Below are 24,608 nucleotides of genomic sequence, written 5' to 3'. Positions count from 1 at the left end.
GACGAATGTCGGGTTACGCCCCGACCTCCTGCGGTGCGCAGCCGAAGCGCAGCAGGTTGCCATGCGGGTCGAGCACGGCGAATTCCTTCATGTTCCATGGCTTGACCTCGAAGGCCGACAGGCCGGGCACGTGGCGCGCGGAGAATTCGGCGAACAGCGCCGGCACCTGGCCACCGCGGATGTAGCAGGAGGTGTGCTCGGGATGGATGCGATCCGGCGCGAGCCAGAAATGGATCTCCATCGCATCGCGCCGCGCGATGGCGTAGTCGCCGAGCGATTCCACCGCGAAGCCGAGCTGGTCGCGGTAGAAGGCCAGCGTCTCCGCGATGTCGAGCGAGGCGAGGATGGGGATGCAGCGCGCCGGGTCCTCGGTCATGCCGGCGCGTCCGGCTGCCAGTGCCGAGCGACGCCGCTGGCGTCCACGACACGCGCCGCCGGGCGATCCGCGCCGGGCGTGCCCACATAGATCCAGCCGAGCAGCCTGTCTGTCGCGGCGAAGCCGAGCGCCTGCTTCACCGCCGCATCGCCGAGCGCGCCCGAGGACAGCCAGACCGCCCCGAAGCCGAGCGCGTCGAGCGCATTGAGGAAGTTCATGACGGCGGCGGCGGCGGAGGCCTCCTGTTCCCAGGGCGGCACGCCGGGTCGGTCGTGGCGGATCGCAGCACCCGCGGCGACGACCAGCGGGGCGCGGAGCGGCTTGGCGCGTTCGATCGCGAGGCGCTCGGCGGGGGTGTCGGGGTCACGCCGGGCCAGCGATGCGGCGAGCAGGTCGCCCAGGGCCTGCCGCGCCATGCCACTGACATGGACGAAGCGCACCGGCCGAAGCCCGCCATGGTCGGGCGCACGCAGCGCCGCCGCGACCGCGAGGTCGAGCGCGTCCTGTCCCGGCGCGGGGTCGCGCAGCAGCCGGGGCGACACGGAGGCACGGGCCAGCAGGGCGGCCAGGGCCGGCGGCGGGGCAGGCAGGGCGTCGGGCATGGTCACTCCGGCACAATTGCGAATCATTCGCAATAACACCATAGGCGCATCCCCTCCGCCGCGCCACCATCACGCCGCACGTGCTGCGTTGCACAAGGACACCAAGGGTGATTTCGCCCGACGCGGCCAGTGGGTCTATGACGCCCCCCAAGGTTACGCGTGAGGCTTTGAGGAATCATGACCGCCCCCATCGCGCTGTTCGACGTGAAGGCCCAGCAGACGCTGATCCGCGAGGATCTCGACCGCCGCATCGCGGCGGTGCTGGATTCAGGCCGCTTCATCAACGGTCCCGAAGTGGCGGAACTGGAGGAGAAGCTCGCCGCCTTCGCCGGCTGCGCGCACGCCGTCGGCGTCTCCTCCGGCACCGACGCACTGCAGATCGCCATGATGGCCGAAGGCGTCGGGCCGGGCGATGCGGTGTTCCTGCCGGCCTTCACCTACACCGCCACCGCCGAGGTGCCGCTGGTGCTCGGCGCGACGCCGGTCTTCGTCGATGTCGATCCCGTGACCTTCAACATCGACATCGCCGACCTCGAGGCCCGCATCGCCGCGGTGAAGAAGGATGGCCGCCTGAAGCCGCGCGCGGTGGTGGGCGTGGACCTGTTCGGCCTGCCGGCGGACTGGACCGCGATCGAGGCGATCTGCGCGCGGGAAGGCATGTTCGCCCTGGATGACGCGGCGCAGGCCTTCGGCGCCTCGCTTGGCAACCGGCGGCTGGGCTGCTGGGCGCATGCGGCCGCGCTGTCCTTCTATCCGACCAAGACGCTCGGGGCCTATGGCGATGGCGGCGCGCTGCTGACCAACGACCCGGACCGGGCGGAGCTGTACCGGTCGCTGCGCACCCATGGCGAAGGCAAGACCCGCTATGCGGTGGAACGGACCGGCATGAACGGCCGGCTCGACACCATCCAGGCGACCATCCTGCTGGCAAAGATGACGCTGTTCGAGGGTGAGCTGGCGCAGCGCAAGCGCGTCGGCGCGGCCTATGACGCCACGCTGGCCGGGCGGGTCGGGGTGCAGGTGGCGCCGGTGGGGGCGGAGAACGCCTATGGCCTCTACACCATCCGCCTGCCGGATGCGGCGACGCGGACGCGGGTGCAGGCAGCGCTGTCGGCGCAGCAGATCGGCAGCGGCATCTATTATCCGAAGCCGCTGCACCATCAGCCGGCCTATGCCGCGCATCACGCCGGCTGCGTCGCCGGCGGCCCGGCGCCGCTGCCGGTCAGCGAGTCGCTGTGCGACCAGGTCCTGTCCCTGCCGATGCACCCCTACATGACCGAGGCGGATGCGACGCGGGCGGCGGGCGTGGTCATCGCCGCGCTGTAGAGCCGTTTCCGTTCGCCCTGGCCCCAGGGCGAAGCCTCCAGGTGACTGTTTTCGTGGGCATCCTGGCCCGATCAGGTGATGGCACCTGATCGGGAGCCGCCCCGGCGGCGCGCGGACGGATCACTGGCGCAACGGCTCCTTGCGGGAAATGTTGAATTTCCGTTCGTTGCGGCGCCACCATGCGGCCTCGTGACGAGGAGCCAGCGATGCGCCGCAGGACCCTTCTCGCCGCGGCCGGCGCCGCGGCCCTTCCCTTCCCAGGACCAGCCCGCGCGGAGGACGCCGTCGACGTCGCCCTGGTGCTCGCGGTCGATGTCTCGCGCTCGATTGATGAGGATGAGGCGCGGTTGCAGCGGGAAGGATACCGCACCGCCGTGTCCGACCCGGTGGTGGTGGCCGCGATCCGCGGTGGCATGGTGGGGGCCTTGGCCATCGCCTATGTCGAATGGGCCGGCATCGAGTACCAGCGCACCGTCATTCCCTGGCGGCGCATCACCAGCCAGGCGGATGCCGATGACTGGGCCGCGGAACTCGCCGCCGCGCCGCGCACCTCACTGTCCTGGACGTCGATTTCCGGCGCCATCCGCCATTCGCGGCAGGTGCTGGCGGAATGCCCCTGGGATGCGACGCGCCAGGTGATCGATGTCTCCGGCGACGGAGTGAACAACTCCGGGCCGCCGGCCGACCAGCAGCGCGACGCGGCGATCGCCGAGGGCATCACCATCAACGGTCTGCCGATCATCAACGACCGCCCGACCTTCGGACGCATGCCGCCGGTGCCGCTCGACGACTACTACCGGGAGAACGTGATCGGCGGGGACGGCAACTTCATGATCGTCGCCGAGGATTTCGAAAGCTTCGGCGTCGCCGTGAAACGCAAGCTGATCCGCGAGATCGCCGCGCTGCCGCCGGGCATCATTCCGGCGTGACGCTGCCTTCCGTGACCAGCCGCATGCAGCCCTGCACCACCGGGGCGCAGGCGGAATTCTGCGACATCGGCAGGTCCGAGGCCGCCGAGTAGCCGATCCGCGTCACCTTGCCGTCCACCAGCTGGAAGGTGACGCGGCAGGTGGACCCGGCCGAGACGGACAGCGAGCCGCCAATCACCGGCACCGGCGCCGAAACACCCGCAGCCGGCGGCGTGCGGTCATAGGTCCAGAACTCCCCGCCATCGGAACGCGCCGTCAGGTTCGGCACGCCGGCGCACAGGCGCAGATCGTCCGCCCGCAGGCCGACCAGCCGTTCCCGCCCGTCATCCGCCACCGCGGAATCGCGGGCCGAACAGGTGGTCAGCAGCAGCGGAGAAAGCAGCAGGACAAGGCGAAGCGGCATCATCACGCCGGGGCTCCAGGGACGGGTCCGCGGCCAGCCGGGACATCGACGCAGCCGAGCGCCGGATGTGATGCACCGGCGGAAGCGGGCAAGTAGGTCAATTCGGCACCGAAGGCCAGTGACCGCTGATTTCAGTCCGTGTCCTCGAGCGACAGGCCGAGCTCCGCCAGCCCTTCCTCCAGCATGTCGCCGAGCATGTCGATGCCGAGGAGGTATTCCGCCGCGTCGCGGATGTTGCGTTCCCGTGCCAGGGTCCGCGCCTCCTCGAATTCCTCGCCGGAATAGTCGCCGCGGCCGATCCAGGCCAGCGCGATGAGGGAGGCCTGCTCATCCTCGTTCAGGTCGGCGATGAAGGCGCGCAGCGCGTCCTCATCCATGTTCTCGTCATCGTCGGCGTCGAGGCCTTCCTCGTCCTCCTCCTCACGCTCGAGGGCACCGCTTTCCTCGCTTTCCTGCACGGCGCGGGCGGCATCCACGATGGCGGCCACGGCCTCGAGGCTGATGCCGAGGTCGAATTCCTCATCATCGTCGGATGCGGCCATGGTCTTCACTCCTGCTGCGGGATCGGCCGCAATCAAGCATGGGCGGGCGGGGGCGTGCCACCCCCGACCCGCCGTCAGGCCGCCCAATCCGGTGCGAAATCCGGGTTCACGAGGCGACGATCCTTGGGCAGCGCGGCGATGGCGGCGAGGTCCTCGGCCGTCAGCGCCAGGCCGGCCGCCGCGAGGTTTTCCTCCTGCCCCTGCGCGCGACCGGATTTCGGGATGGCGACCAGATTCGGCTGCGCCATCAGCCAGGCGATCGCCACCTGCACCGGCGTCGCGCCGTGGCGCTTCGCGATGGCCCGCATCACCGGATCGTCATTCACCTGCGCCTTGGCGACCGGCGAATAGGCGGTCAGCGCGAGCCCGTTCGCCCGGCACAGCGCCGCGAGCTTTTCCTGCCACAGATAGACATGGCATTCGACCTGCAGGCAGGCGATCGGCGCGATGGCGAGGTCGAGCGCCCGCTTCAGCATCGCCGGCGGGAAGTTGCAGACGCCGACGGCGCGCGCCAGCCCATCATCCTTCAGTCGCGCCAGCGCCGTCAGCGACGCCGCGAGGTCCATCCCCGGGGCCGGCCAGTGGATATGGATCAGGTCCGCATAGGGCGTGCCGAGCCGCTTCAGCGAGGCCTCGGCCGAGGCCCGCAGAGCATCCGGGGCGAGGTCCGTCCACCACACCTTGGTGGTGAGGAAGATCTCCTCCCGCTTCACGCCGGACCGGGCGATGCCGGCGCCGACCGCTTCCTCATTGCCATACATCGCGGCGGTGTCGATGTGGCGGTAGCCGAGCGCGATGGCCCCTTCGACCGCCGCCGTCGCTTCCGCCCCGCGCAATTGCCAGGTGCCGAGGCCGATGCGCGGGATGCGCAGCTTCGCGGTTTCCAGGATCGGGGCCATGCCGGGTCCTATCGCTTGGACAGGTCGATGAGGCCGGCGAAGCCGCCCTCGGTGCCGAAGGCGAGATGCGAGCCCACCCCGTTCCACGCCAGCGCCGAGACAGCCGATCCGCGCGGGCCGGCAACCGGCACGACGCGGCCGGAGCCGACCTCGGCGATCAGCACCAGCCCGTCGCCGAAGCCCGCCGCGACCACCTCCTGCGTCGGGTGGCAGGCGACGGCGGTGCAGAGCACGCCATCCCCGCCCGCCAGTTCGGTCGGCGCCTTGCCCATCGGGCCACCGCCGAAGAAGGGCCACAACACGACGCAATCCGCCCCCGCCGTCGCCAGCCAACGACCCTTGGCGGTGAAGGCGATTGATTTCGTCTTGGACGGATACCCCGCCATGCGCATGTGCTGGCCGTCGGCGAGGCGCCAGCCATGCAGCGTGTTCTCCTGCATGGACGTCACGACATGCGTGCCATCGGGGCTGATCACCACGCCGGTATGGCTGCCCTTCCATTCCAGCACGCGCGGGTTGCTGTCCTTGGCCGCGACGAACCACAGGGACGCGCCGTTGTAGTGCGACGCCGCGATGCGCTTGCCCTTGGCGTCGAAGGCGATGCCCGTGACCGTCGATGGATGCGCGAGCGACTTCAGCGCGGCACCCTTGGCATCGAGGACATGCACCGCCTTGCCCACGGCGGCCGCGCGCAGGCCGGATTCATGCGCGGCGACCTGGTCCACCCATTTGCTGCCGTACTTGGCGAGTTCCGTCGTGGTGCCGTCGGGTGCGACGCGCATCAGCCGGCCATCGTCGCCACCGGTGATCACGCCGTCCTTGGCGTCGGCCGCGATGGACAGGCAGGCGCCGTCATGCAGGGGCACGGACTGCCAGCCCTCGGCCAGGCGCACCGTGCCGTCACCCAGCGCGAAGGCGCAGGACCGGCCCTCGCGGCCGAAGGCGATGCCGATGACCCAGGCGCCGAGGTCCTGCGCCTCGCCGCGGGATTCGAGAAGGAAATCAGTGTCACTCATGAGCAGAAAGGTCGGGGGAGCGAACTCCCCCGAACCCCCTCCTTTTTCTGTCTATTGGTGCTGGCCCCCGCTTTCAGTCTCCAAAAGCCAGAAAAAGGAGGGGGGGCGGGGGGAGTTCTCTCCCCCCGGTTCAAGCAGGCGGCGGCGACCAACGCGCGATCTCCGCCTGGATCTTGGACTCGTCCTCACCCGCCTGGCAGGCCTCGAAGCCGCGGCGCAGCCAGGGGCGATTCAGGTCACGGCCGATGAAGACGATCTTGGACCGCTTCGGATCGCCGTCCTTCACATCGCCGATGAAGTCGCCATCGGCGATCATGTGGACGGCCTGGAAGGCGAAGCGGCGGCTGTCACCCTCGTAGTAGAGGATGCCCTTGGTGCGCAGCAGATCCTGGCCCTTGGACGCCAGCACCTGGGTGATCCAGGCATTGAAGCGTTCCGCGTCGATCGGCTTCTCGACCTCGAAGGACACGCTGTTCACTGCGCTGTCGTGCTCGTGGTGATCCTCGCCGGACAGGAATTCCGGCTCGCGTTCCAGGATGCGGGACAGGTTGAAGGCATCGCGGCCCACCACGGCGTCGATCGGCACATCCGACTTGGTCGCGCGGCGGATCTCGGCATAGGGATTGATGGCGCGGATGCGGCGTTCGACCTCGGTGGCCTCGGCCTCTGTCACCAGGTCCATCTTGTTCAGCACGATGATGTCGGCGAAGGCGATCTGTTCCTGCGCCTCCGTGCTGTCGGACAGCCGCGCCGGCAGGTGCTTCGCATCCACCACGGTGACGATGGCATCCAGCCGGGTGGCGCGCTTCACGTCGTCATCGACGAAGAAGGTCTGCGCGACCGGGGCGGGATCCGCGAGGCCGGTCGTCTCCAGGATGATGCCGTCGAACTTGTCACGCCGCTTCATCAGCCCGCCGAGGATGCGGATGAGGTCGCCGCGCACGGTGCAGCAGATGCAGCCGTTGTTCATCTCGAACACTTCCTCGTCGGCATCGACGACGAGGTCGTTGTCTACCCCCAGCTCCCCGAACTCGTTGATCACCACGGCGAACTTCTTGCCGTGGTTCTCGGTCAGGATGCGGTTCAGCAGGGTGGTCTTGCCGGCGCCGAGATAGCCGGTCAGCACGGTGACGGGCACCGGTTCCTTGGTGTCGCTCACGGGGTCTCTCCCGAAGGTGGGGTATCGCTTGCCGCCCATATGGGGTCTGCGGCCGCTGCGGTGAACCGGTCCTTGCGCAATGCGACCCGCGCCGCGACGATGGCGGACATGAGGGGAAACAGGAAGCGCCGTCCCTCCTCGGCATTCTCGGCCATGCGGCGGGCAGCGCCGGCTGCGGCGATCGCCCCGATCCCGTCCATCGCCGCGGCGACGGCGGCCCCGGCGGCGGCGTAGTCCGCCTCCTGCCCACCATCGCGGAACAGCGGCACCAGCAGGGATGCCGGCACCGCCATCGCCTCATCCTCCAGCGCCTCGAGCGCCGCGGGGCCATGCGTTTTCCGCAAGGTGGCGCGGCATTCGGCGTCCAGCACCGGCGGCGGGGTCCGCAGCCGCCGGGCCTGGGCCAGCGCGGCTTCCAGCTCCGCCGCGGCGAAGGGGCGGACCAGCAGCACGTCGAAGCCCGCCTCCATCGCCTCGTCCTCCTCCCCACGCCGCACGCCGTCGGTGGTCCCGACCAGAGGCAGGTCGGCCTGCGGCGGCAGCCGGTCGCGGAGCCTTTGCGCCGCATCCGCGCCGTCAAAGCCCTCGCCCGAGAAGGCCATGACCACGGCCTCGATATCCTCGCGAAGCAGCAGGTCCTCGGCGATGTCCCAGTCGGAGACGGGGAACACCTCGTGCCCCGCCTCCTCCAGCATGGTCAGCGTCACCACGCGCGAACTGGCCATCGGATCGACCAGCAGCACGCGCAGCCTGACAGGCGCCTCCGGCTCGGACATGGGCTGGCTCAGGCGGCCTCGGCGCGGATCGCGTCGGTCAGCGTGCCGACGATCCGGTCCACATGCGGCTTCTCGATGATCAGCGGCGGCGACAGCGCGACGATGTCGCCGGTCACGCGCACCAGCACGCCATTGTCGAAGCAGCGGCGGAACACGTCCATCGCGCGCGCCCCCGGCTTGCCGGGGCGCGAGGCCAGCTCGATGCCGCCGATCAGGCCGAAGTCGCGGATGTCGATGACGTTCGGCGCGGTCTTCATGGAATGCATCGCGTCCTGCCAATACGGCTCGATGGCGCGGGCGCGGCCGGGCAGGTCCTCGGACTGGTGCAGCTGCAGCGTGGCGATCGCCGCCGCCGCCGCCAGCGGGTGGCCGGAATAGGTGTAGCCGTGGAAGAACTCGATGCCGCCGGCGACGCCGTTGACCACCGCGTCATAGACGCCGTTCTTCACGGCGACCGCGCCCATCGGCACCGCCGCGTTGGTCAGGCCCTTCGCCATGGTCATGATGTCGGGCACCACCTCCAGCCGCTCGGCGCCGAAATTGGTGCCGAGCCGGCCGAAGCCGGTGATCACCTCGTCGAAGATCAGCAGGATGCCGTATTTGTCGCAGATCTCGCGCAGGCGCTTCAGATAGCCCACGGGCGGCACCAGAACGCCGGTCGAACCGGCCACCGGTTCCACCATCACCGCCGCGATGGTCTCCGCGCCATGCAGGGCGACCAGGTTCTCCAGCACGTCGGCGAGTTCCACGCCATGCTGCGGCAGGCCGCGGCTGAAGGCGTTCTGCGCCGGCAGATGGGTGGAGGGCAGGTGGTCCACATAAGGCAGCAGCGCGCCGAACTGCTTGCGGTTGCCGCCGATCCCGCCCACCGACATGCCGCCGAAGCCCACGCCGTGATAGCCGCGCTCACGCCCGATCATGCGCACGCGCCCGGCCTCGCCGCGCGCGCGATGGTACGCCAGCGCGATCTTCAGCGCGGTGTCTGCACTCTCGGACCCGGAATTGGTGAAGAAGACGCGATCCATGCCCTCGGGCGTCATCTCGGCGATGCGCGACGCGGCCTCGAAGGCGATGGGGTGGCCGAGCTGGAAGGTCGGCGCGTAGTCCAGGATCGCGGCCTGCTTCTGGATGGCTTCCTTGATCTCGCGGCGGCCATGGCCGGCGTTGCAGCACCACAGCCCGGCGGTGCCGTCCAGGATCTCCTTCCCCTCGGGCGTGTAGTACGACATGCCCTCGGCCCGGGCGAGCATGCGGGAGGTGTCGCCCTTGAAGTACTTGTTGTCGGAAAACGGCATCCAGTAGGCGTCCAGGGAGTTCGGACGCGGCACGCTGATCTCGTTCATCGGGGTCTCCGGGGGCTCGGCAGGGCGGCAAACAACACCCTCGGGCGCGCCGGGGCAAGCGGCCTTCGCGCGTGGCCGCCCGCATGCCATGGTCCGCCCGCACCGGAAGGAGGGCACGCATATGGCGAAAGGTCGCCTCGTCATCGGCACCAAGCGGTATTCGTCCTGGTCCCTGCGCGGCTGGCTGTCCGTGCGCCTGGCCGGGCTCGATGTCGAGGAGGTGGTGATCCCGCTGGCCGGCGGCGGCGCCACGACGGCGATCCACGCCATCTCCCCCAACGGCCTCGTGCCCTATCTGGAACACGACGGGGCGCGGATCTGGGAAAGCCTCGCCATCGCCGAATACTGCGCCGAGATCGCCCCGGGCCTGTGGCCCGCCGACCGAGCCGCGCGCGCCCACGCCCGGGCCATCGCGTCCGAGATGCATGCCGGATTCCGCGGCATGCGCATGGCGATGCCGATGAATCTCGGCCGCACCTTCCCCGGCATGGGCCGCACGCCCGAGGCGCTGGCCGACATCGCCCGCATCGAGGCGATCTGGGCCGAGGCCCTTGCCGCCCATGGCGGCCCCTTCCTGTTCGGGGCGTCCTTCGGCCTCGCCGACATGATGTATGCGCCGGTCGTCACCCGCTTCCTGACGTGGCAGCCCGAGCTTTCCGCCACCTCCCGCGCCCATATGGCGGCCGTGCGCGCCCATCCGCTGATGGAACGCTGGTATGCCGAGGCGGCGGCCGAGCCTACCGCCTGGCTGCTCGACAAATACGAGAACCCGGCATGAGCACCGCCGTCGCCCTCGACCATATCGGCGTCGCCGCGCGAGACCTTGGGCCGATGACCGCGGCCTATGAACGGCTCGGCTTCGCGCTGTCGCCCATCGCGCAGCAATCCGGCCGCCGGCGGCCGGACCTGCCGGTGGAGAAATACGGCTCCGGCAATCGCTGCGCCTTCCTGAAGCACGGCTATATCGAGCTGATCGCGATCCTGGACCCGGCGCTGTTCGACAACACGCTGAACGCCTTCCTCGCGCGCTATCCGGGCATGCACATCCTCGCGCTGGCGATGACGGACGAGGAAGCGAACCTCGCCAGATTGCGCGCCGCGGGCCTCGACATCCCTGGCGTCGCCTGGCTGGAACGCCCGGTGGAGGCTGGCGGCCCGATCGCGAAATTCGCCCGCCTGCCCCTCCCCGATCCGCCGGAGGGCCGCGTCCAGCTCATCCGCCACCTGACGCCTGAGCTGGTGTGGAACCCCAAATGGATGGACCACGCCAACAAGGCCGAGGCGCTGGAGGAGGTGATCATCTCCACCGCCACCCCGGCCGACACGGCGGCCCGCCTGTCCCGCCTGTCCGGCCTGCCGGTGGAACCGGACCCGGCGGGCGGCTTCCTGCTGCGCCTGCCCGGTGCGGCCGCGGCGGCCGGCCCCTTCGCCCCGGTGATGGAAACCCGCGTGCGCATCCTGACCGAGGCCGCGCTGCCGTCCGTCCTGCCCGGCGTGACGGCGCCGGCATCACCCTTCATGGCGGGCATGGTGATCCGCACGGCCGATGGCGGTGCGGCGGCGCGGCGCGTGCTGGAGGGGATCCCGACCGTCGAGGCGCCCGCGGGGGTGATGGTGCCGCCGGGCTTTGCGGCGGGGGCGGCGGTGGTGTTCGCGTGACGATGAAGAAGGAAGGTCGGGGAAGAGAACTCCCCCGATCCCCCTCCTTTTTCTGGCTTTTGGAGACTGACCGCCGAGGGCAGCTCTCACGGGTCGATTGAGAATGCGGCATTCGGCGCATCCTTGAGTCTGGCGCTTGCCTGCACTACGGCCGATACCTGACCACGATGCCGTTGTTCGCGGCGTGCTCGGGCACTGAGACGAAGTGCGTGCGTGAGGGGCGTACCCTGCGCTCGACCATCCGAATCTTCCGCGCGCCGCTGAGAGTGCGGACCTGCCCTTCGGGATGGGCGAAGGCCATGCAGTTCGCGAACCTGACCTCACCGTAGTTGAGCAGAGGATAGGGATTGGCCAGGCATTCCCAGGGGCTTGGCCGCTCCACGATCCACTCCGCGGTGACCCCGGTCATCTCCCGCTCGGAGACGAGGCTGCCGACATGGATCTGCGCTTGCGACAGGTTCACGAACAGGGTCGTCACCTCCGTCGGTGAGATACCGAACACGCCGAGGATGATGTTGTCTCCCCAGGTGACCGGGAACTGGTCGATCACCTTGTAGGGGTCGGCGCTGGTGCCGAGGAACCATTCCTCCCAGGCGTAGAGGAACGGCCTGTTGCTGCCGGTGCGGAAGCCGGTCATGACGCCAACCTGCGGCAGGCTCTTGTCCCAGCGACGATGCCCGCCCATCCCAACCCAGATCGAGCAGCGATAGTCGCGCTTCTCCCGCGGGGGCGCTGGCGCCGTCGGCTCGGGCGGCATCGTCACTTCCCCGACGACGTGCCTGAACCGCTCGCCGCGCGAACCGCAGACAGCGCCGGACCAGTTCAGGCTGGTGCTGGTCAGGCCGCCCATCGGGAGCGATATGTGAGGCCCGGGAAGATCCCTGCCGTCACCCTCGTTCCCCGCCGCGACCCGTTCCGAGAAGGTGATCGTCGGATCTGGAATGGCGAGGATCTTGCGCAGAAGCGGCTCAAGTGCGGGTGAGAGCCACCCGCGCAGGTCGATCCCAAGGGCCGACAGCGTTCGGATGTCATCGTCGGTCATCATAGCGTCCGGTTCCACTCAGCGGCCGCTTCACCGACCGTCGCGTTGAAGCTCGGAATGGCCCTCAGGAGGACTAACAGCGCGTCCGCGAGATCTCGGCCCGCATCCGTGTCGCTGGGGTAGTGCAGGCCGGCAATCTCGCGGTTGCGGGCGATGCGCGTGGCCAGTGTGAGCAATGCCGCCGACAAATGGTTCTTGTCCGCCGGCGAAAGACCCGATGCGGCGACCGCTTCAGTGACGCAATGCCACATCAGGAAGGACTGGGTCGAGTGTCCGCTCGGGAATGCGGAATGCCCCGGTATCGGCAGCGCGGGCCGCAGCGCGGGATAGAGTTGCGAAGGCCGCGGGCGGTCCTCGCGATACTTCACATGCATGACCACCAGCGCGCCCACGAGATCGGCGATGTAGAGGAGCTGACACGTCTTCGGGTGGGATGCCTCGGTCACCGAGAGCAGATGCTGGAATTCGAACAATCCGCTCCCGTCCTGCATGATGATCTCTGCGAGCGCGTCGGCCCGGTTGTCGGTCGCGTACTCGAACAGCCTGCGCTTCTCTTCCGCTTCGTCGATTGCACGCTCGCGCCATTTGAAGGCTGTCGCATTGGTCGCGTCCTGCCACGGCGCGTTCTTCGCGAAATCGCCGAGAACGACCCAGGCCGCCAGCTTGCGGCTCCACCTTTCCTTGAGGAATCGCTGGGGATTGAGCGCAGGGCGGTTGGAGAGCGGCTGCTTCGGGTCGGACGTGATGCTCGCGTCATCGGCCGCCGCGAAGGGCAGATCGGCGCGATCCGTGAAGATGCCACCGGAGCTGCTACCGCCCCCTGCGCTCGCGGTGCTGCTGGTGCTGCTCGTGCTGCTGGTACTGCTCGTGCTGCTGGTCATCGACGCGTACCCCCTTCTCTCGGTTGATGCCTATTCCGGCAGGCCCGCGGAGCGCAGGCGGGACAGGTACTTCTCGAGGATGGCCCCCGAGAGCGGCGTACGCGCCGCGAAGGCCTGCAGCCCAAAGTGCGGTTCCAGCGCCAGGATTTTCTGTGCGAATGCGCACGCTTCCTCCACCCGGCCGAGAGCGACCAGGCCAACGGTCATCGTGCGAAAGGTCGGAGAGTGGTTCGCGTTGTGCAGCAGCGCCCGCCGGCTCCAGGCCAGCGCCGCTTCGAAATCATCGTTCACGTAGTGCGCCTGCGCCATGAACTGCTGGTGCAGGAAAATGAATGGATCAAACGGGCTGAGACGAAGGCTGCGTTCCGCGCGCCGGATCGCCTCCCTCCCCTCGCCCCTCCAGGAGCAGACGAGCCCGCTGAACAGCCAGGCCAGCGAGCAGTTCGGCCCGATCACCAGGGCCTTGTCGAGCAGCGTCAGCGCCCGGTCGAAGTCGCGACGGGTGTAGCCGACGACATAGCCATAGAGCGCGAGGGCCTGCGCGTCGCCGGCGGTGCGGTCGACCGCTGCCGCCGCCAGTCGTCCTGCTTCCGTGGCATCCGCCGCCGGGTCGGGCGACCAACCCTGCGCGATCCGCAGCACGTGCCACCAGGCAGCGTAGGAATGCGCCAGCGCGTGCCCCGGATCCTCGGCCATCGCCTGTGCCAAAAGGCCCCTCGCGCGGGAGAAGCTCTCCTCGTCCAGCCGGTGCAGGTGGTCCAGCGCCTGCAGCAGCAAGTCGTAGGCCGTCAGGCTTTCGGGGTGCTTGCGCAACGCCCGGGACAACTCGCGCTCACGCAGCTCCGGGGCCAGGGTGGTGGCGACGTCGATCGAGATCCGGTCCTGCAGCGCGAAAAGATCCGTTGCCATCCCCTCATGCCGGTCGGAGCGCAGGACGGTCCCCGATTCGGCATCGACGAGTTCCGTCGTGATGCGCAGCCGGTCTCCGGCGCGCCAGACGCGTCCCGAGAGCACGTAGCGCACGCCCAGTTCGCGGCCGACGACCCTCACATCAGGAACGAAGCCCGAATAGCCGAGGGTCGATCCACGCGCGATGACGAGCAGCCGGTCGATGCCCGACAGGACCTGGATGATCCCCTCGATCACCCCGTCGGCAAAGTAGCGCTCCTCCTCGTCGTGCTCGTGGCCCAGGAAGGGAAGCACGGCGATGGAGGGCTGCGCATCCGCGGGAGCGATCGCCTTGGGCAAGGGTGCGGGCGGTGCGACCCTGAGGCTGAACGCGCGTACCGGGCGGAGGATGTTGCGCAGCCTGAGCTCGCCGAGGTCGAGCAGGCCCGCCACCTCGCCCCCAACGGCCTCGGCAGCGGTGCCGGAAAGGATGACACAGCCTGCGTCGGCATGCGCCTGGAGCCGCGCGGCGATGTTCACCCCATCGCCGTGGATCTGCCCCTCCTGGCCGTCGATCACGTCACCGAAATGCACGGCGATGCGCAGTTGCATCGGCGGGCGTTCGGCCGCGGCCGGCGCTTGGGCCATCTGCACTTCCACGGCCCAGCGCACCGCCGCGAGCGGGTCCGGGAACTCGACGAAGAGAGCGTCCCCCGCACGGTCCACGACCCTGCCGCCCCAACTGCCGATGCGTGGCTCGATCTGGGCGCGCATGGCGTCCCAGCGGCGCAGGGTGGCGTCCTCGTCGGCGCCCATCAGGCGCGAGTATCCGACGACATCGAGGAAGGCGACCGCCACGCGCCGGCGGAGGCGCGGGGTGTCCGAGACCTGAGGCAGGTGGCCCGCGTTCATGGCGGATTCGTGCGAGCATGAGACGGGACCGGGGCGCAGTCGCCCCCCTCATGCCTTGCGAGCCAGGGGGCCGCGGCGAAGCCGGTCAGCGAGAGCCTCCGCGCCCGCGTCTCGCACGGGGCACGGGGGCCTTCCCGCAGCTCTCGAACGTCGCGCATCGCGATGGGTGATGTCACGACAACCCCCCCCCGGCGAACACGGAAACGATAGGTCGAAATCGAAACTAATCGAACGAAAAAGAACAGCCGGCGTGAGCGTCCGTCGTTTTATCATTATGCAGGTACTGCACCTTTTGAGCGCCGCGCCGGTCCGGCGCGGGAGGTCAACGGTGGGCAGATCGGTACCCTGCGGCGTAGGAAGGGTGCCGAGGGCGATTCGGAAGTTCTGGAGGTGACGCGATCGCCAGTGGACCGGACCATCGTCAGCGGGCACCTCAGGGCGATGTTCAAGATCGGGGCGCTCAGTTGGGCAGAGGAGACAAAGTTGCCACTGACGCTACCGCAGCCTTTTCGTCAGGTGCGGCTAAGGCAGGCAAGGGGGAGCTGCTCCTCGCCGGCCCTTCCATCTTCATGACCCTCTTCGCCAAGGCGATCGGCGCCTCGCTGCGCACCTACTACGCCCCCGGCCGTGCCGCGCTGCTCGATGCCTTCCACGCGCGCTTCCTCGCGCCGGGCGACCTCGCTTTCGACATCGGCACCCATGTCGGCGACCGCACCGCGTCCTTCCGCCGGCTCGGCGCGCGGGTGGTGGCGGTGGAACCGCAGCCGCGCCTGGCCCGCGCGCTGCGGCTGATCTTCCACGGCGATCCCGGTGTCACGCTGGTGCAGGCGCTGGTCGGGGCCGCAGCCGGCGAGGCCTCGCTGCGGCTCAACACCGCCAATCCGACCGTCGCGACGGCCAGCACTGCCTTCATCGCGGCGGCGGACGGCGCACAGGGTTGGGAAGGGCAGCGCTGGGATGCGGAGATCACGCGGCCTGTCACGACGCTCGATGCGCTCGCCATGCAGCATGGCACGCCGGCCTTCGTGAAGATCGACGTCGAAGGCTTCGAGGCCGAGGTGCTGCGCGGCCTGACCCGCCCGCCGCGCGCGCTGTCCTTCGAATTCACCACCATCCAGCGCGGCGTCGCGGCGGAATGCCTCGGGCTGCTGTCCGCGCTCGGCTACCGTGCCTTCAATGCGTGTCTCGGCGAGACCATGACATTCGCGCACCCCAAGCCGGTCGATGCGGAGACCATGCGCGAATGGATCGATGACCTGCCGCATGCGGCGAACAGCGGCGATGTCTATGCGAGCCTGATGCCTGAACGGCTCGCCTGACCGTCACGGTCGCAGATACCCCGCCACCACCTCCACCACATGCTTCTCGCGTGCTTCCAGCGCCGCCTCCGTGCCGAGGTCCTGGCCGAAGATGGTGGACAGCGTATGCCGGTTCGCCACCCAGAAATGCCCCAGCGCGAGCATGGTGACGTAGAGCTGCAACGGGTCCACGTCGCGGCGGAAGACGTCGCTCTCCTCCCCGCGCTTCAGCACCGCGCGCAGGCTGTCCACCAGCGGGGAGTAGAGCGCCCGCACCTCCGCGCTGCGCTGCAGATAGGCGGCGCGGTGGATGTTCTCCTGGTTCAGCAGCGCGACGAATTCCGGATGCGCCGCGGTGTAGCGCAGGTTGAAGCGCACCAGCCGCGCCATCGCTTCGCTCGGTGGCAGATGCTCGACATCGACGTCGCGTTCCTCGGCGCGCTTGGCGGCATAGGCGCGCTCCAGCACGACCAGCCAGAGCTCCTCCTTCGATCCGAAATGCGCGTAGAGCATTCGCTTGTTGGCACCGGACCGTGCGGCGATCTCATCCACCCGCGCGCCGGCCAGGCCGTTCAGGGCGAATTCCGCCAGCGCCGCGTCCAGGATGCGCTGCCGCGTGGCGGCGGCACGGGCAGACAGCGGTCGCGACGTGCGGCTTTCCATCAGAACCTTCCATCCCGCACTTCGAACTTGGTCGCCTTGCCGAGCGACCGCCCGCCGCGCGCCACCCAATCCGCCACCCAGTCGAGCATCTGCGTCAGCGCCACGGTGGGATAGCCGAAGGTCGCGAAGGCACGCCCGGCATTGGACAGCAGCGCATCGGGCGCTTCCTGCCCTTCCAGCATCGGTGCGACGCCGAAGCGTGCGCCGAAGTGCTGCGCGACCCAGCGGATCGACACCGTCTCCGGCCCCGTCACGTTCAGGATGGGGCAGGATGCGCCGGCGCGCGCCAGCGCGCGCAGCGTCCAGGCATTCGCATCGCCCTGCCAGATGACATTGGCATGGCCCATCGCCATCGGCACTGGCTTGCCGTCGCGCACCTTGGTCGCGACGTCATGCAGCACGCCGTAGCGCAGGTCGATCGCGTAGTTCAGCCGGATGCCGAAGCAAGGCGTGCCGCGTGTCGCCGCCGCATGCTGGAAGACGCGCTCGCGCCCCAGGCAGGACGCAGCGTAGTCGCCGATCGGCGCCGGCGGCATGTCCTCCGTCGCGCCACCGGAGATCACCGGCACCAGCCGCTGCACATTGCCGGTCGAGAAGAACACGATGCGGGAACCCGCATAGCGTTCCGCCACCATTGCCGGCAGCAACACGTTCATCGCCCAGGTCAGCGGTTCGTTGCCAGTGGCGCCGAACTTCATCGCCGCCATGAAGACGACATTCGGGGCGTCGGGGAGTGCGGCCAGCGCCGCGCGGTCCATCAGGTCGGCCGTGAGGCATTCGACACCCCAGGATTCCATCCGTGCCCGCAGCCCCGGTTCGGACCAGCGCGCCACCGCGATGACGCGGCGCGACGGATCGGCGCGCTTCGCCTGGCGGCACAGCGTCGGGCCCATCTTGCCCGCCGCGCCCAGCACCAGGATGTCGCCCGGCACGGCGGCGAGATCGGCCACCAGAGCGGGATCGGGCCGGGAGAGCACCTCCTCGAGCGCAGTCTCGGCGGCGATGGCGGTGGGCAGTTGCGGCACGGCGGTTCCTCCTGCCGGCCATCCTTGCCCCAGCCCGGGGGCCTGTCCATCAGGCGCGGATCACCGCGCGTCCGGCGCCGCCGCGACCTCCATTGGTCGCGGCAGCAGGACGAAGACTTCCGCCTCGTCGCGCATCCGCCCGGCGCGATCACCGGCCTCCGGCCCCCAACCCCAGAAGAAATCGGTACGGGCCGGGCCGCGGATCGCCCCGCCGGTGTCCTGCGCCACCACCAGCCGCCCGGCCGGCGGGGCGTCGCGCCGCGCCATCGGGTCACGCACGGTGACGAACATCGGCGCGCCGAGCGGGATGAAGGCGCGGTCCACAGCGACACTGCGCTGCGGCGTCAACGGCACGCCGAGCGCCCCGATCGGACCCTGTTCCGGCGTCAGGTTCTCCACCACCCGGAAGAAGACGTAGGACGGGTTGCCGCGCAGCAATTCAGTGGCGCTGTCATGCCCCGCGGCGGCGAGCCATGAGCGGATCGCCTGCATCGACATCTGGTCGCGCGTCAGCTGGCCGCGTTCGATCAGCACGCGGCCGATCGGCACATAGGCCCGGCCATTCTGCCCGGCATAGCCGACCCGCATCAGGCTGCCGTCCGGCAGCACCACCCGGCCGGAACCCTGGATGTGCAGGAAGAAGGCATCCGCCGCATCGTCCACCCAGACCAGTTCCAGGCCGCGGCCGGCGAGCGCGCCCAGGTCAATCGCCGCCCGGTCGAAGAAGGGTTCCAGCTTGCCGTCGACCATCATGCCGTAGCGCCGCCGCAGCGGATTGCCGACCACGGGCTGTTCCACCAGTTCGGGCGGCCGCGCCAGCAACGGGGTGCGGAACGCCTCCGTCGGCTGCGCGGACCCGCGCAGGATCGGCTCGTAGTAGCCGGTCATGATGCCGGTGCCGGCGGCGAAGGGTTCGAAGCGTTCCTCGAGGAAGGCGCGCACGGTCGCGTCCCGCGTGGCGCGCCAGGCATTCATGCGCCGCTGGAACGCCGGCCCGGGCGTCGCATTGGGCGGCAGGCGAGGGGGGCGCGGCAAAGCGCGCTCCAGGGCGCGCAGATTCGGGCAGACGGCGTGCCAGGCGGCGGCCGCGCCGGCCCGCAGCGCGGCTTCCCCCTGACCGCCGAGCACGGCCTCCGGACGCATGGGCCGCATGGCGGCGCAGGTTGCCATCAGCGTCGGCAGGATCTCCGCATGGCGATCCGCTTCCCAGCCGGGCATGTCGGCAAAGGCCACCGCGCGCAGGAGTGGTGGCGGCGGGGGTTCCTCGGGCCGGGCCTCGGCTTCGGGGGATGGGCCGCCATGCTGCGCGGCGGCCGGCCACGCCAGGGCCAGCGACACCAACAGCGGCACGACCGCGGGCCATGCCGCGCGGCGCTTGTGGCCCTTCCGGAACATCGGGGGTGTATACTCCCGCCCGACCGGCGCCGCGACACTCCGGGGGCTGTTGGAGTGCCGCGGGCGCCCCAGTCCTGGGCTAGGCGGACCGGGTTCCCACCAATTTCCAGGTAGGATCGGATGCCCGAGTGTCCCTCTGGAAGGTCCAGAGGTCAGTGATTTCCGTCACAGCCTCGGCACCGGCGCTGACCGATCCGTCCTTCGCGATCGTCAGGTTCACCTGGTCCGAGACGATCCGCACGGTGATGTCGGCCACCGAGCCGCGGAGCTCGGCCTGCTCGATGGCGAGGTCGTTGATGGCGCGCAGCTCGGTGCGCTGGGTTTCGCCGGCCAGTTCGCGCGCGGTGATCGCCTGGTCGAAGCCGGCGAAGGATTCATCCGACAGCAGGTTGCGCAGCGTGTCGCGGTCGCCCGCGGCGAAGGCCTGCACGATCATGCGGAACGCGCCTTCCGCCCCGTTCAGGAAGGCGCCGGGGTCGAAGGCGGGATCGGCGGCGCGGATGCTCATCAGCGTCTGACCGAGCGGGGATCGCGGGTCCGGCAGGGACCGCGCCGCGGCACCGACCGCGGCGGGCGGCGGCAATTCGGCATCGCGGGCGGGCACCGGCTGGGCGGTGCCGGGGGCAGCCTCCCCCGGCTGGCGCTCAAAGCCGGTGCGGCGTCCGAGCACGCTGCGCAGGCGCAGCACCAGGAAGGCCGCAACCATTGCGAACAGGATCAGATCGATCGGCAGGGCGCCAGTCATGTCACTCTCCTTATCCCGTCCACTTAGGGCTGACGGGTCACTGCCGCAACATGCACGTCTCCAGGTTGCCGGCGGCTTTGCCTGCCGCTAGAGCAGTTCCCGTGCGGGTGGAAATACCCGGACGGATGCAAACGCTCACTCAGACACCGCCGGCCTGGTTCCGCGTGCGTTGCGGCCGTTCCAGGCGATGGGGAGCAAACAGGGAAACGCCGGATGATCCTTCTCCGCCATGGACAGAGCGAGTTCAACCTCCTCTTCACCCAGACGCGGAAGGACCCGGGCATCATCGATCCGGTGCTCACGACCCTTGGTCATGAACAGGCGACGGCCGCCGCGGTTGCATTGGCGGAGGAGGATATTCGCCGCATCGTCGTTTCCCCCTACCGCCGGGCCATCCAGACGGCGCTGCCCGCGGCGCAGCGGCTGGGCCTGCCGCTGACCGTCACGCCGGTGGTGCGGGAACGCTATGCCTTCACCTGCGACATCGGCAGCCCGCGCACCGCCCTGGCGCAGGATTTCCCCTCGGTGGATTTCGAGCATCTGGACGAGGTCTGGTGGCCGCCCGAGGAAGAACCGGCCGACCAGGTCGAGGGCCGCGCCAGCCTGTTCCGGGCCGAGATGGCCGCGCTCGACGACTGGGCGCACACCCTGGTTGTCTCCCACTGGGGGTTCATCATGGCTCTGACGGGGCTGAGCGTGACGAACGGCCAGATCCTGCGCGTGGACCCGACGGCGCCAGGGCCGGCGACGGTGCCGTGGAAGCATCCCTGATGTGACGGGGGCGATGCCCGGACGCATGCGCCGCCACTGATCGGCCGGATGCGGTGTAGATCGAGGCCCCGCAGCAGGCCGTTACGGAAGCCGAAAGCCCCTGCATGACCAACCGCTGGGCGGAACTTGCCATCCTCGCCGCCTCGCGTGCCGCCATGGGCGCACAGTTCCAGGTGGTGGGCGCGCTGGGGCCGCTGCTGATCGGCGCGCTGGCGGCTGACTGGGCGCAGCTCGGCACGCTGATCGGGGCCTATTCGGCCTCCGGGATTCTCATCGCGCTACCGGCCGGGATGGTGATGGCCAGGCTTGGGGACCGGCTGGTGCTGCTGCTGGGCGTCGGGCTGATGGCGGCGGGCGGCGTGGCGTTGGCGCTCGCGGCGGGTTTCGGCATGGCGATCGTCGGGCGGCTGGTGTCGGGCGTCGGCGGTGCACTGCTGTCCATCGCCTGTGCCAAGATGGTGCTGGACCGCTTCTCGGGCGCGGCGCTGGCGCCGGCACTCGGGCTGATGCTGGTGGCCTGGCCCTGCGGCATCGGCATCGCGCTGCTCGTGCTGCCGCTGTTGGGAACGGATTGGCGGGCCGGGCTGTGGCTGTCGGCTGCGGTCTGCGCGGCATCCTTCCTGCCGCTGTGGTTTGCCTTGCCCCGGGGCGATGGTGCCGGCGCCGCGCCGGCCCGCCGCGGCGGGCTGCTGCGCAGCGAATGGGGACCGCTGCTGTCCGCCGGGACGATCTGGGGCTTCTACAACGCGGCCTTCGTGGTGGCGCTTGGCTTCACACCCGCCCTGCTGGTGTCGCGCGGCTGGACGGCGGAGGCCGCCGGCGGCGTCACCGCCCTGGTCAGCTTCGGCATCCTGCCGCTGCTGCCGGTCGGCGGTGCGGTGGCCGAGAGGATGGGCCGCCCGCTGCTGGTCACGGCTGCCTGCATGGTCGGCATGGCGGGCTGCCTGCTGGCGGTGGCCGCGGGGCTCGCACCGTGGCCCTGGCTGCTCGGCTTCGGGGTGCTGGCGGCGCCGCCGGCCTCGCTGGTCATGGCGATGGTCGGCCGCGCCCTGTCCGCGCCGAGCCGCGCCTTCGGCATGGGCGTGCACTACTCGCTGTTCTACGGATCGCTCGCCGCGCTGCCGCCGCTGGCGGGGCTGGCACGGGACGTCACCGACGCGCCGGCGGCGCCGCTGCTGGCGGGTGTGGCGTTCCTCGCCGTCGCGCTTGCCATGGTGCCGGTCTATCGGCGGCTGGCGGTCACTCGCGCCTGAGCACGCCATCCACCAGCCGGTCGGCCCAGGCGGTGCTGTGGAAGGAGGCGCGCAGCGCGTCCTCCGAATAATCGTCCCGCACCCAGTCGAGGAAGGGCTTCGGCCCATGCGCCTTGGTGAAGGCCGCGTAGGCGTGGAAGAACGCATCCAGGATGCCGGTCCGCGCCGCCGCGACATGGCCGAAGCGCAGGGACAACTGGCCGAGCGCGTCGTCCACGCTGCGGCCCTGCGCCATCAGCCAGATGCCAGCCGCGAGGCCGGTGCGATCCGCGCCGGACTTGCAGTGGATCAGCGCCGGTTCGGACATGCGGGCGAAGATGCCGGCCAGGCGCAGCACGCGATCCTTGTGCGGCGCTCCCCGGCTTTCGAGTGGCGCATCGATGTGTTCCAGCCCGAGTGCCGCCGCCGCCTGCCGCCCGAGCGCATCCGACCCGCAGGCTTCCCGGTGGCCGCGCAGGTTGATGACGGTGCGGATGCCGTGGCGCCGCACCGCCTGTTCCAGTTGCCACGGGATCGGGTGGTTGGACCGGTACAGCCGGCCGCTTTCGACAACGCCCCAGTTGCGCCAGCCGAGCCGCAGCAGGGCATGGTCGATGAAGAGCGAATTGAGCCATGCGGCGCGGCGAGCGGCTGGCAGGGTGAGGTCGTTGCGGGACATCGCGAGGGCTTATGCCGTGTCGGGCACGGTTTGTTGAGGGGCAGGTCCGTGGCCGCATGCGCCGAGGTCCGGAATGTTGGGGTCCATCCGGCACGCATGCTTCGCGAGCACAACCATGACGTGTGCGCACTTTAGGATTTTACGATTTTAGGCCTTTAGGCCGCGGTGACGATTCCGGGACTTGAGGGATTCCCGTGCGATGGAGGCGTGAGGCCGCCGGACCTCATACCTCGCGGCCGCGCCGGTCAGCGCGCGCCGCCATGCGACAATCGGCGCGGTGTGGATGCGCTGCCGTGGTTGGTTCGCGCTGGCGGGCGCGAACGCGCTGGGCCGTCAGGCTCGTCGAATCAGGCTGAGTACGAGGAGCACGATCACGGCACCGATTGCGGATGCCAGGATGGCGCCGATCCATCCGCCGCCGAGTGAAATGCCAAGTGTCGGGAACAGCCAGCCGGCGACGAGGGCGCCGATGATCCCCACGATGATGTTGCCGACGAGGCCGAATCCTGCGCCCTGCACGATCTGCCCCGCGAGCCAGCCCGCGATTGCGCCAATCACGATAGCGACGATGATCCCCTGGACGGCCATTGCCGATCCCCTCCGCGAGCCGCCCGGCATGCCCTGAGCCGCCCCCGTCGGACGGTGGCGCCGTGCGGCGAGCGAGCATGAGCCGGAGGCGAAACGTCGCGCTAGCAGAATCGCGCACGGTGTGAGTCTGGCGTCCGCATCTTCGGTGCAATGTCGAACGCCAGACGACAGCCCATGGTCCACGGCACTGCCAGAGCCGCTTCCATCCGCCCGCGCTCCGGCAGTGCCTCTAGCCCATTGTTTTCGCGAGTACCTTCACCCCGTCAGGGGATGCCGAGACACGATCCGCTGGCGGGTGTTTGGAACATATCAAGAACGTTTGCCAATATCTAGCAGTTTCCAGCGCGCGACGCCTGCCCCAGGACTGCCGTACCCGTGGGCCTGGGCACCAGAAACCGGCATTCCAAAGGCCACTGGCCTTTGGCGGGGTGGCTTGGAGGGGCAGCGCCCCTCCAACTCCGTCCTACTCCACCCGCGCGCCCGAAATCCGCACCGCTTCCTGCCAGGCCGGCCGGTCGCGGTTGGCGCGTTCGGTCATCTGTTCCGGCGTGGACCATTCGGCCAGCGCGCCGACCCGCAGGAACTGGTCCTTCACCTCCTGCTGCGAGGCGATCTGGCGGAGGGCGCCGCTCAACCGCTCGATCACCGCCGCCGGTGTGCCGGTGGGGAAGACGAAGCCCTGCCAGGAGGTCAGCACGAAGTTCGGCAGCCCGGCCTCGGCCATCGTCGGGATGTCCGGCAGGGTCGGCCAGCGCGCGGGGGTGGTGACCCCGAATGCGCGCATCTGCCCGCCGGTGATGACCGGGACGTAGGAGGCGAGGTTGTCGAGCGCGAAATCCACGTCGCCCGACAGCATGGCCGGCACGGTCTGCGCCGCGCCGCGGAACGGGACGTGGGTGCCCTCGATGCCGGTGCGCGCGCAGAACAGCGCGCCCGACAGATGCGGCGTGGTGCCCACGCCCGGCGAGCCATAGGTGATGCCGCCGCGCTTCGCCTTCGCCCAGGTGATGAATTCCTGGAGGTTGCGCGCCGGGTTCTTCTCGGCGGCGACCACGGCGACGTTCGGCAGGTCCCAGGCGACGCCGACCGGGGCGAGGTCCTTCGCCGGGTCATAGGCGAGCCGCGCGTAGAGATAGGGGTTGATGCAGAGATGCCCGACCGAGGCGATGCCGAGGGTGTAGCCGTCGGCTGCCGCCTTCGCGACGGCGTCGAGGCCGATATTGCCGCCCGCGCCGGCGCGGTTCTCGACGACGAAGGGCTGGCCGAGCAGCGGCGAGAGCCGTTCGGCATACAGCCGCACCAGCACATCGGTGGACCCGCCCGGCGGCCAGGGCACGATGACGCGGACGGGGCGGTTGGGCCAGGCGCCCTGGGCATGCACGGCGGGGGCGGCGAGCAGCCCGGCGCCGGCGGCGAGAAGGGTGCGGCGGGTCGTCATGGATCGGTTTCTCCCGGCTGA

26 protein-coding genes are annotated in these 24,608 nt (G+C 69.8%); 7 read left to right on the top strand and 19 right to left on the bottom strand.

All coding sequences use genetic code 11. From position 1 onward, the window contains the following. Positions 1 to 13: 13 nt before the first annotated feature. Both AC2YHJ_RS20655 and AC2YHJ_RS20650 read right to left on the bottom strand, forming a co-directional pair. Positions 14 to 376 carry a bleomycin resistance protein gene (locus AC2YHJ_RS20655; protein ID WP_487398055.1) on the bottom strand — a complete coding sequence of 121 codons (363 nt, stop codon included), beginning with the start codon at positions 374 to 376 and terminating at the stop codon, positions 14 to 16. Then, complete coding sequence (locus AC2YHJ_RS20650; protein ID WP_487398054.1) at positions 373 to 978, bottom strand: nitroreductase family protein; 606 nt, start codon at positions 976 to 978, stop codon at positions 373 to 375. The genes AC2YHJ_RS20655 and AC2YHJ_RS20650 overlap by 4 nt, the downstream gene beginning before the upstream one ends. A gap of 177 nt (positions 979 to 1,155) precedes the next feature. Between AC2YHJ_RS20650 and AC2YHJ_RS20645 the strand changes: the two genes are divergently transcribed. Then, positions 1,156 to 2,304 carry a DegT/DnrJ/EryC1/StrS family aminotransferase gene (locus tag AC2YHJ_RS20645; RefSeq protein ID WP_487398053.1) on the top strand — a complete coding sequence of 383 codons (1,149 nt, stop codon included), beginning with the start codon at positions 1,156 to 1,158 and terminating at the stop codon, positions 2,302 to 2,304. Between the two features lie 206 nt (positions 2,305 to 2,510). After that, entirely contained in the window at positions 2,511 to 3,233 is a 723-nt protein-coding gene (locus tag AC2YHJ_RS20640) for a DUF1194 domain-containing protein (RefSeq protein ID WP_487398052.1), read from the top strand. Here AC2YHJ_RS20640 and AC2YHJ_RS20635 read toward each other — a convergent pair. From AC2YHJ_RS20635 to aptA, 7 genes are all read right to left on the bottom strand, one after another. Continuing rightward, positions 3,220 to 3,639, bottom strand: a complete 420-nt coding sequence (locus tag AC2YHJ_RS20635; RefSeq protein WP_487398051.1) for a hypothetical protein — start codon at positions 3,637 to 3,639, stop codon at positions 3,220 to 3,222. The genes AC2YHJ_RS20640 and AC2YHJ_RS20635 overlap by 14 nt on opposite strands. A 128-nt stretch (positions 3,640 to 3,767) precedes the next feature. After that, on the bottom strand, positions 3,768 to 4,178 hold the full coding sequence (locus tag AC2YHJ_RS20630; RefSeq protein ID WP_487398050.1) for a DUF3775 domain-containing protein: 411 nt from the start codon (positions 4,176 to 4,178) through the stop codon (positions 3,768 to 3,770). Positions 4,179 to 4,252: 74 nt separating this feature from the next. Continuing rightward, the gene (locus AC2YHJ_RS20625; RefSeq protein WP_487398049.1) at positions 4,253 to 5,077 is read right to left on the bottom strand and encodes an aldo/keto reductase; all 825 of its coding nucleotides are present in this window, start codon (positions 5,075 to 5,077) and stop codon (positions 4,253 to 4,255) included. 8 nt (positions 5,078 to 5,085) lie between these two features. Next, positions 5,086 to 6,093 (bottom strand): WD40 repeat domain-containing protein, encoded by a 1,008-nt coding sequence (locus AC2YHJ_RS20620; RefSeq protein WP_487398048.1) that lies wholly within the window; start codon positions 6,091 to 6,093, stop codon positions 5,086 to 5,088. Between the two features lie 130 nt (positions 6,094 to 6,223). Continuing rightward, positions 6,224 to 7,291, bottom strand: a complete 1,068-nt coding sequence (locus AC2YHJ_RS20615) for a CobW family GTP-binding protein (RefSeq protein ID WP_487398047.1) — start codon at positions 7,289 to 7,291, stop codon at positions 6,224 to 6,226. Continuing rightward, positions 7,249 to 8,028, bottom strand: coding sequence for a response regulator (locus tag AC2YHJ_RS20610; protein WP_487398046.1), 780 nt, complete (start codon positions 8,026 to 8,028; stop codon positions 7,249 to 7,251). The genes AC2YHJ_RS20615 and AC2YHJ_RS20610 overlap by 43 nt, the downstream gene beginning before the upstream one ends. Before the next feature lie 8 nt (positions 8,029 to 8,036). Then, positions 8,037 to 9,371 (bottom strand): omega-aminotransferase AptA, encoded by a 1,335-nt coding sequence (aptA, locus tag AC2YHJ_RS20605; protein ID WP_487398045.1) that lies wholly within the window; start codon positions 9,369 to 9,371, stop codon positions 8,037 to 8,039. A 121-nt stretch (positions 9,372 to 9,492) separates the two neighbouring features. On the opposite strand from aptA, the gene AC2YHJ_RS20600 reads away from it, so the two are divergent. Continuing rightward, complete coding sequence (locus AC2YHJ_RS20600) at positions 9,493 to 10,149, top strand: glutathione S-transferase family protein (RefSeq protein WP_487398043.1); 657 nt, start codon at positions 9,493 to 9,495, stop codon at positions 10,147 to 10,149. Next, on the top strand, positions 10,146 to 11,030 hold the full coding sequence (locus tag AC2YHJ_RS20595) for a VOC family protein (RefSeq protein WP_487398041.1): 885 nt from the start codon (positions 10,146 to 10,148) through the stop codon (positions 11,028 to 11,030). The genes AC2YHJ_RS20600 and AC2YHJ_RS20595 overlap by 4 nt, the downstream gene beginning before the upstream one ends. 145 nt (positions 11,031 to 11,175) lie before the next feature. Here AC2YHJ_RS20595 and AC2YHJ_RS20590 read toward each other — a convergent pair whose 3' ends face one another. The 3 genes from AC2YHJ_RS20590 to AC2YHJ_RS20580 are packed head-to-tail and all read right to left on the bottom strand — an operon-like array spanning position 11,176 to position 14,753. Further along, entirely contained in the window at positions 11,176 to 12,075 is a 900-nt protein-coding gene (locus AC2YHJ_RS20590; protein ID WP_487398040.1) for a G1 family glutamic endopeptidase, read from the bottom strand. After that, complete coding sequence (locus AC2YHJ_RS20585) at positions 12,072 to 12,953, bottom strand: phosphatase PAP2 family protein (protein ID WP_487398038.1); 882 nt, start codon at positions 12,951 to 12,953, stop codon at positions 12,072 to 12,074. Before AC2YHJ_RS20585 ends, AC2YHJ_RS20590 begins: the two co-directional genes overlap by 4 nt. Before the next feature lie 30 nt (positions 12,954 to 12,983). Then, positions 12,984 to 14,753, bottom strand: coding sequence for a hypothetical protein (locus tag AC2YHJ_RS20580; RefSeq protein WP_487398037.1), 1,770 nt, complete (start codon positions 14,751 to 14,753; stop codon positions 12,984 to 12,986). Between the two features lie 569 nt (positions 14,754 to 15,322). Here AC2YHJ_RS20580 and AC2YHJ_RS20575 point away from each other — a divergent pair. Then, a complete protein-coding gene (locus AC2YHJ_RS20575) occupies positions 15,323 to 16,072 on the top strand; it encodes an FkbM family methyltransferase (protein WP_487398035.1) in 750 nt (249 codons plus the stop codon). A gap of 3 nt (positions 16,073 to 16,075) precedes the next feature. Here AC2YHJ_RS20575 and AC2YHJ_RS20570 read toward each other — a convergent pair whose 3' ends face one another. From AC2YHJ_RS20570 to AC2YHJ_RS20555, 4 genes are all read right to left on the bottom strand, one after another. Then, positions 16,076 to 16,714: a TetR family transcriptional regulator gene (locus tag AC2YHJ_RS20570; RefSeq protein ID WP_487398034.1), complete on the bottom strand. Its 639-nt coding sequence runs from the start codon at positions 16,712 to 16,714 to the stop codon at positions 16,076 to 16,078. After that, positions 16,714 to 17,739 (bottom strand): NAD-dependent epimerase/dehydratase family protein, encoded by a 1,026-nt coding sequence (locus tag AC2YHJ_RS20565; protein ID WP_487398033.1) that lies wholly within the window; start codon positions 17,737 to 17,739, stop codon positions 16,714 to 16,716. Before AC2YHJ_RS20565 ends, AC2YHJ_RS20570 begins: the two co-directional genes overlap by 1 nt. A gap of 60 nt (positions 17,740 to 17,799) precedes the next feature. After that, the gene (gene mltA, locus AC2YHJ_RS20560; RefSeq protein ID WP_487398032.1) at positions 17,800 to 19,134 is read right to left on the bottom strand and encodes a murein transglycosylase A; all 1,335 of its coding nucleotides are present in this window, start codon (positions 19,132 to 19,134) and stop codon (positions 17,800 to 17,802) included. 79 nt (positions 19,135 to 19,213) lie between these two features. Beyond that, positions 19,214 to 19,879, bottom strand: a complete 666-nt coding sequence (locus AC2YHJ_RS20555) for a Tim44/TimA family putative adaptor protein (RefSeq protein WP_487398031.1) — start codon at positions 19,877 to 19,879, stop codon at positions 19,214 to 19,216. Positions 19,880 to 20,092: 213 nt separating this feature from the next. On the opposite strand from AC2YHJ_RS20555, the gene AC2YHJ_RS20550 reads away from it, so the two are divergent. Further along, the gene (locus tag AC2YHJ_RS20550; protein WP_487398030.1) at positions 20,093 to 20,650 is read left to right on the top strand and encodes a histidine phosphatase family protein; all 558 of its coding nucleotides are present in this window, start codon (positions 20,093 to 20,095) and stop codon (positions 20,648 to 20,650) included. A 104-nt stretch (positions 20,651 to 20,754) separates the two neighbouring features. Then, the gene (locus AC2YHJ_RS20545) at positions 20,755 to 21,903 is read left to right on the top strand and encodes an MFS transporter (RefSeq protein ID WP_487398029.1); all 1,149 of its coding nucleotides are present in this window, start codon (positions 20,755 to 20,757) and stop codon (positions 21,901 to 21,903) included. Here AC2YHJ_RS20545 and AC2YHJ_RS20540 read toward each other — a convergent pair. From AC2YHJ_RS20540 to AC2YHJ_RS20530, 3 genes are all read right to left on the bottom strand, one after another. Then, positions 21,890 to 22,561, bottom strand: coding sequence for a tyrosine-protein phosphatase (locus AC2YHJ_RS20540; protein ID WP_487398027.1), 672 nt, complete (start codon positions 22,559 to 22,561; stop codon positions 21,890 to 21,892). The genes AC2YHJ_RS20545 and AC2YHJ_RS20540 overlap by 14 nt on opposite strands. 333 nt (positions 22,562 to 22,894) lie before the next feature. Then, positions 22,895 to 23,149, bottom strand: a complete 255-nt coding sequence (locus AC2YHJ_RS20535; protein WP_487398026.1) for a GlsB/YeaQ/YmgE family stress response membrane protein — start codon at positions 23,147 to 23,149, stop codon at positions 22,895 to 22,897. Positions 23,150 to 23,612: 463 nt separating this feature from the next. Next, entirely contained in the window at positions 23,613 to 24,587 is a 975-nt protein-coding gene (locus AC2YHJ_RS20530; RefSeq protein WP_487398025.1) for a Bug family tripartite tricarboxylate transporter substrate binding protein, read from the bottom strand. Positions 24,588 to 24,608 lie beyond the last annotated feature (21 nt).

The sequence above is a fragment of the Roseomonas sp. SRI_022 genome (assembly GCF_057586215.1).
This window is presented reverse-complemented; position numbering and strand designations above follow the sequence as displayed.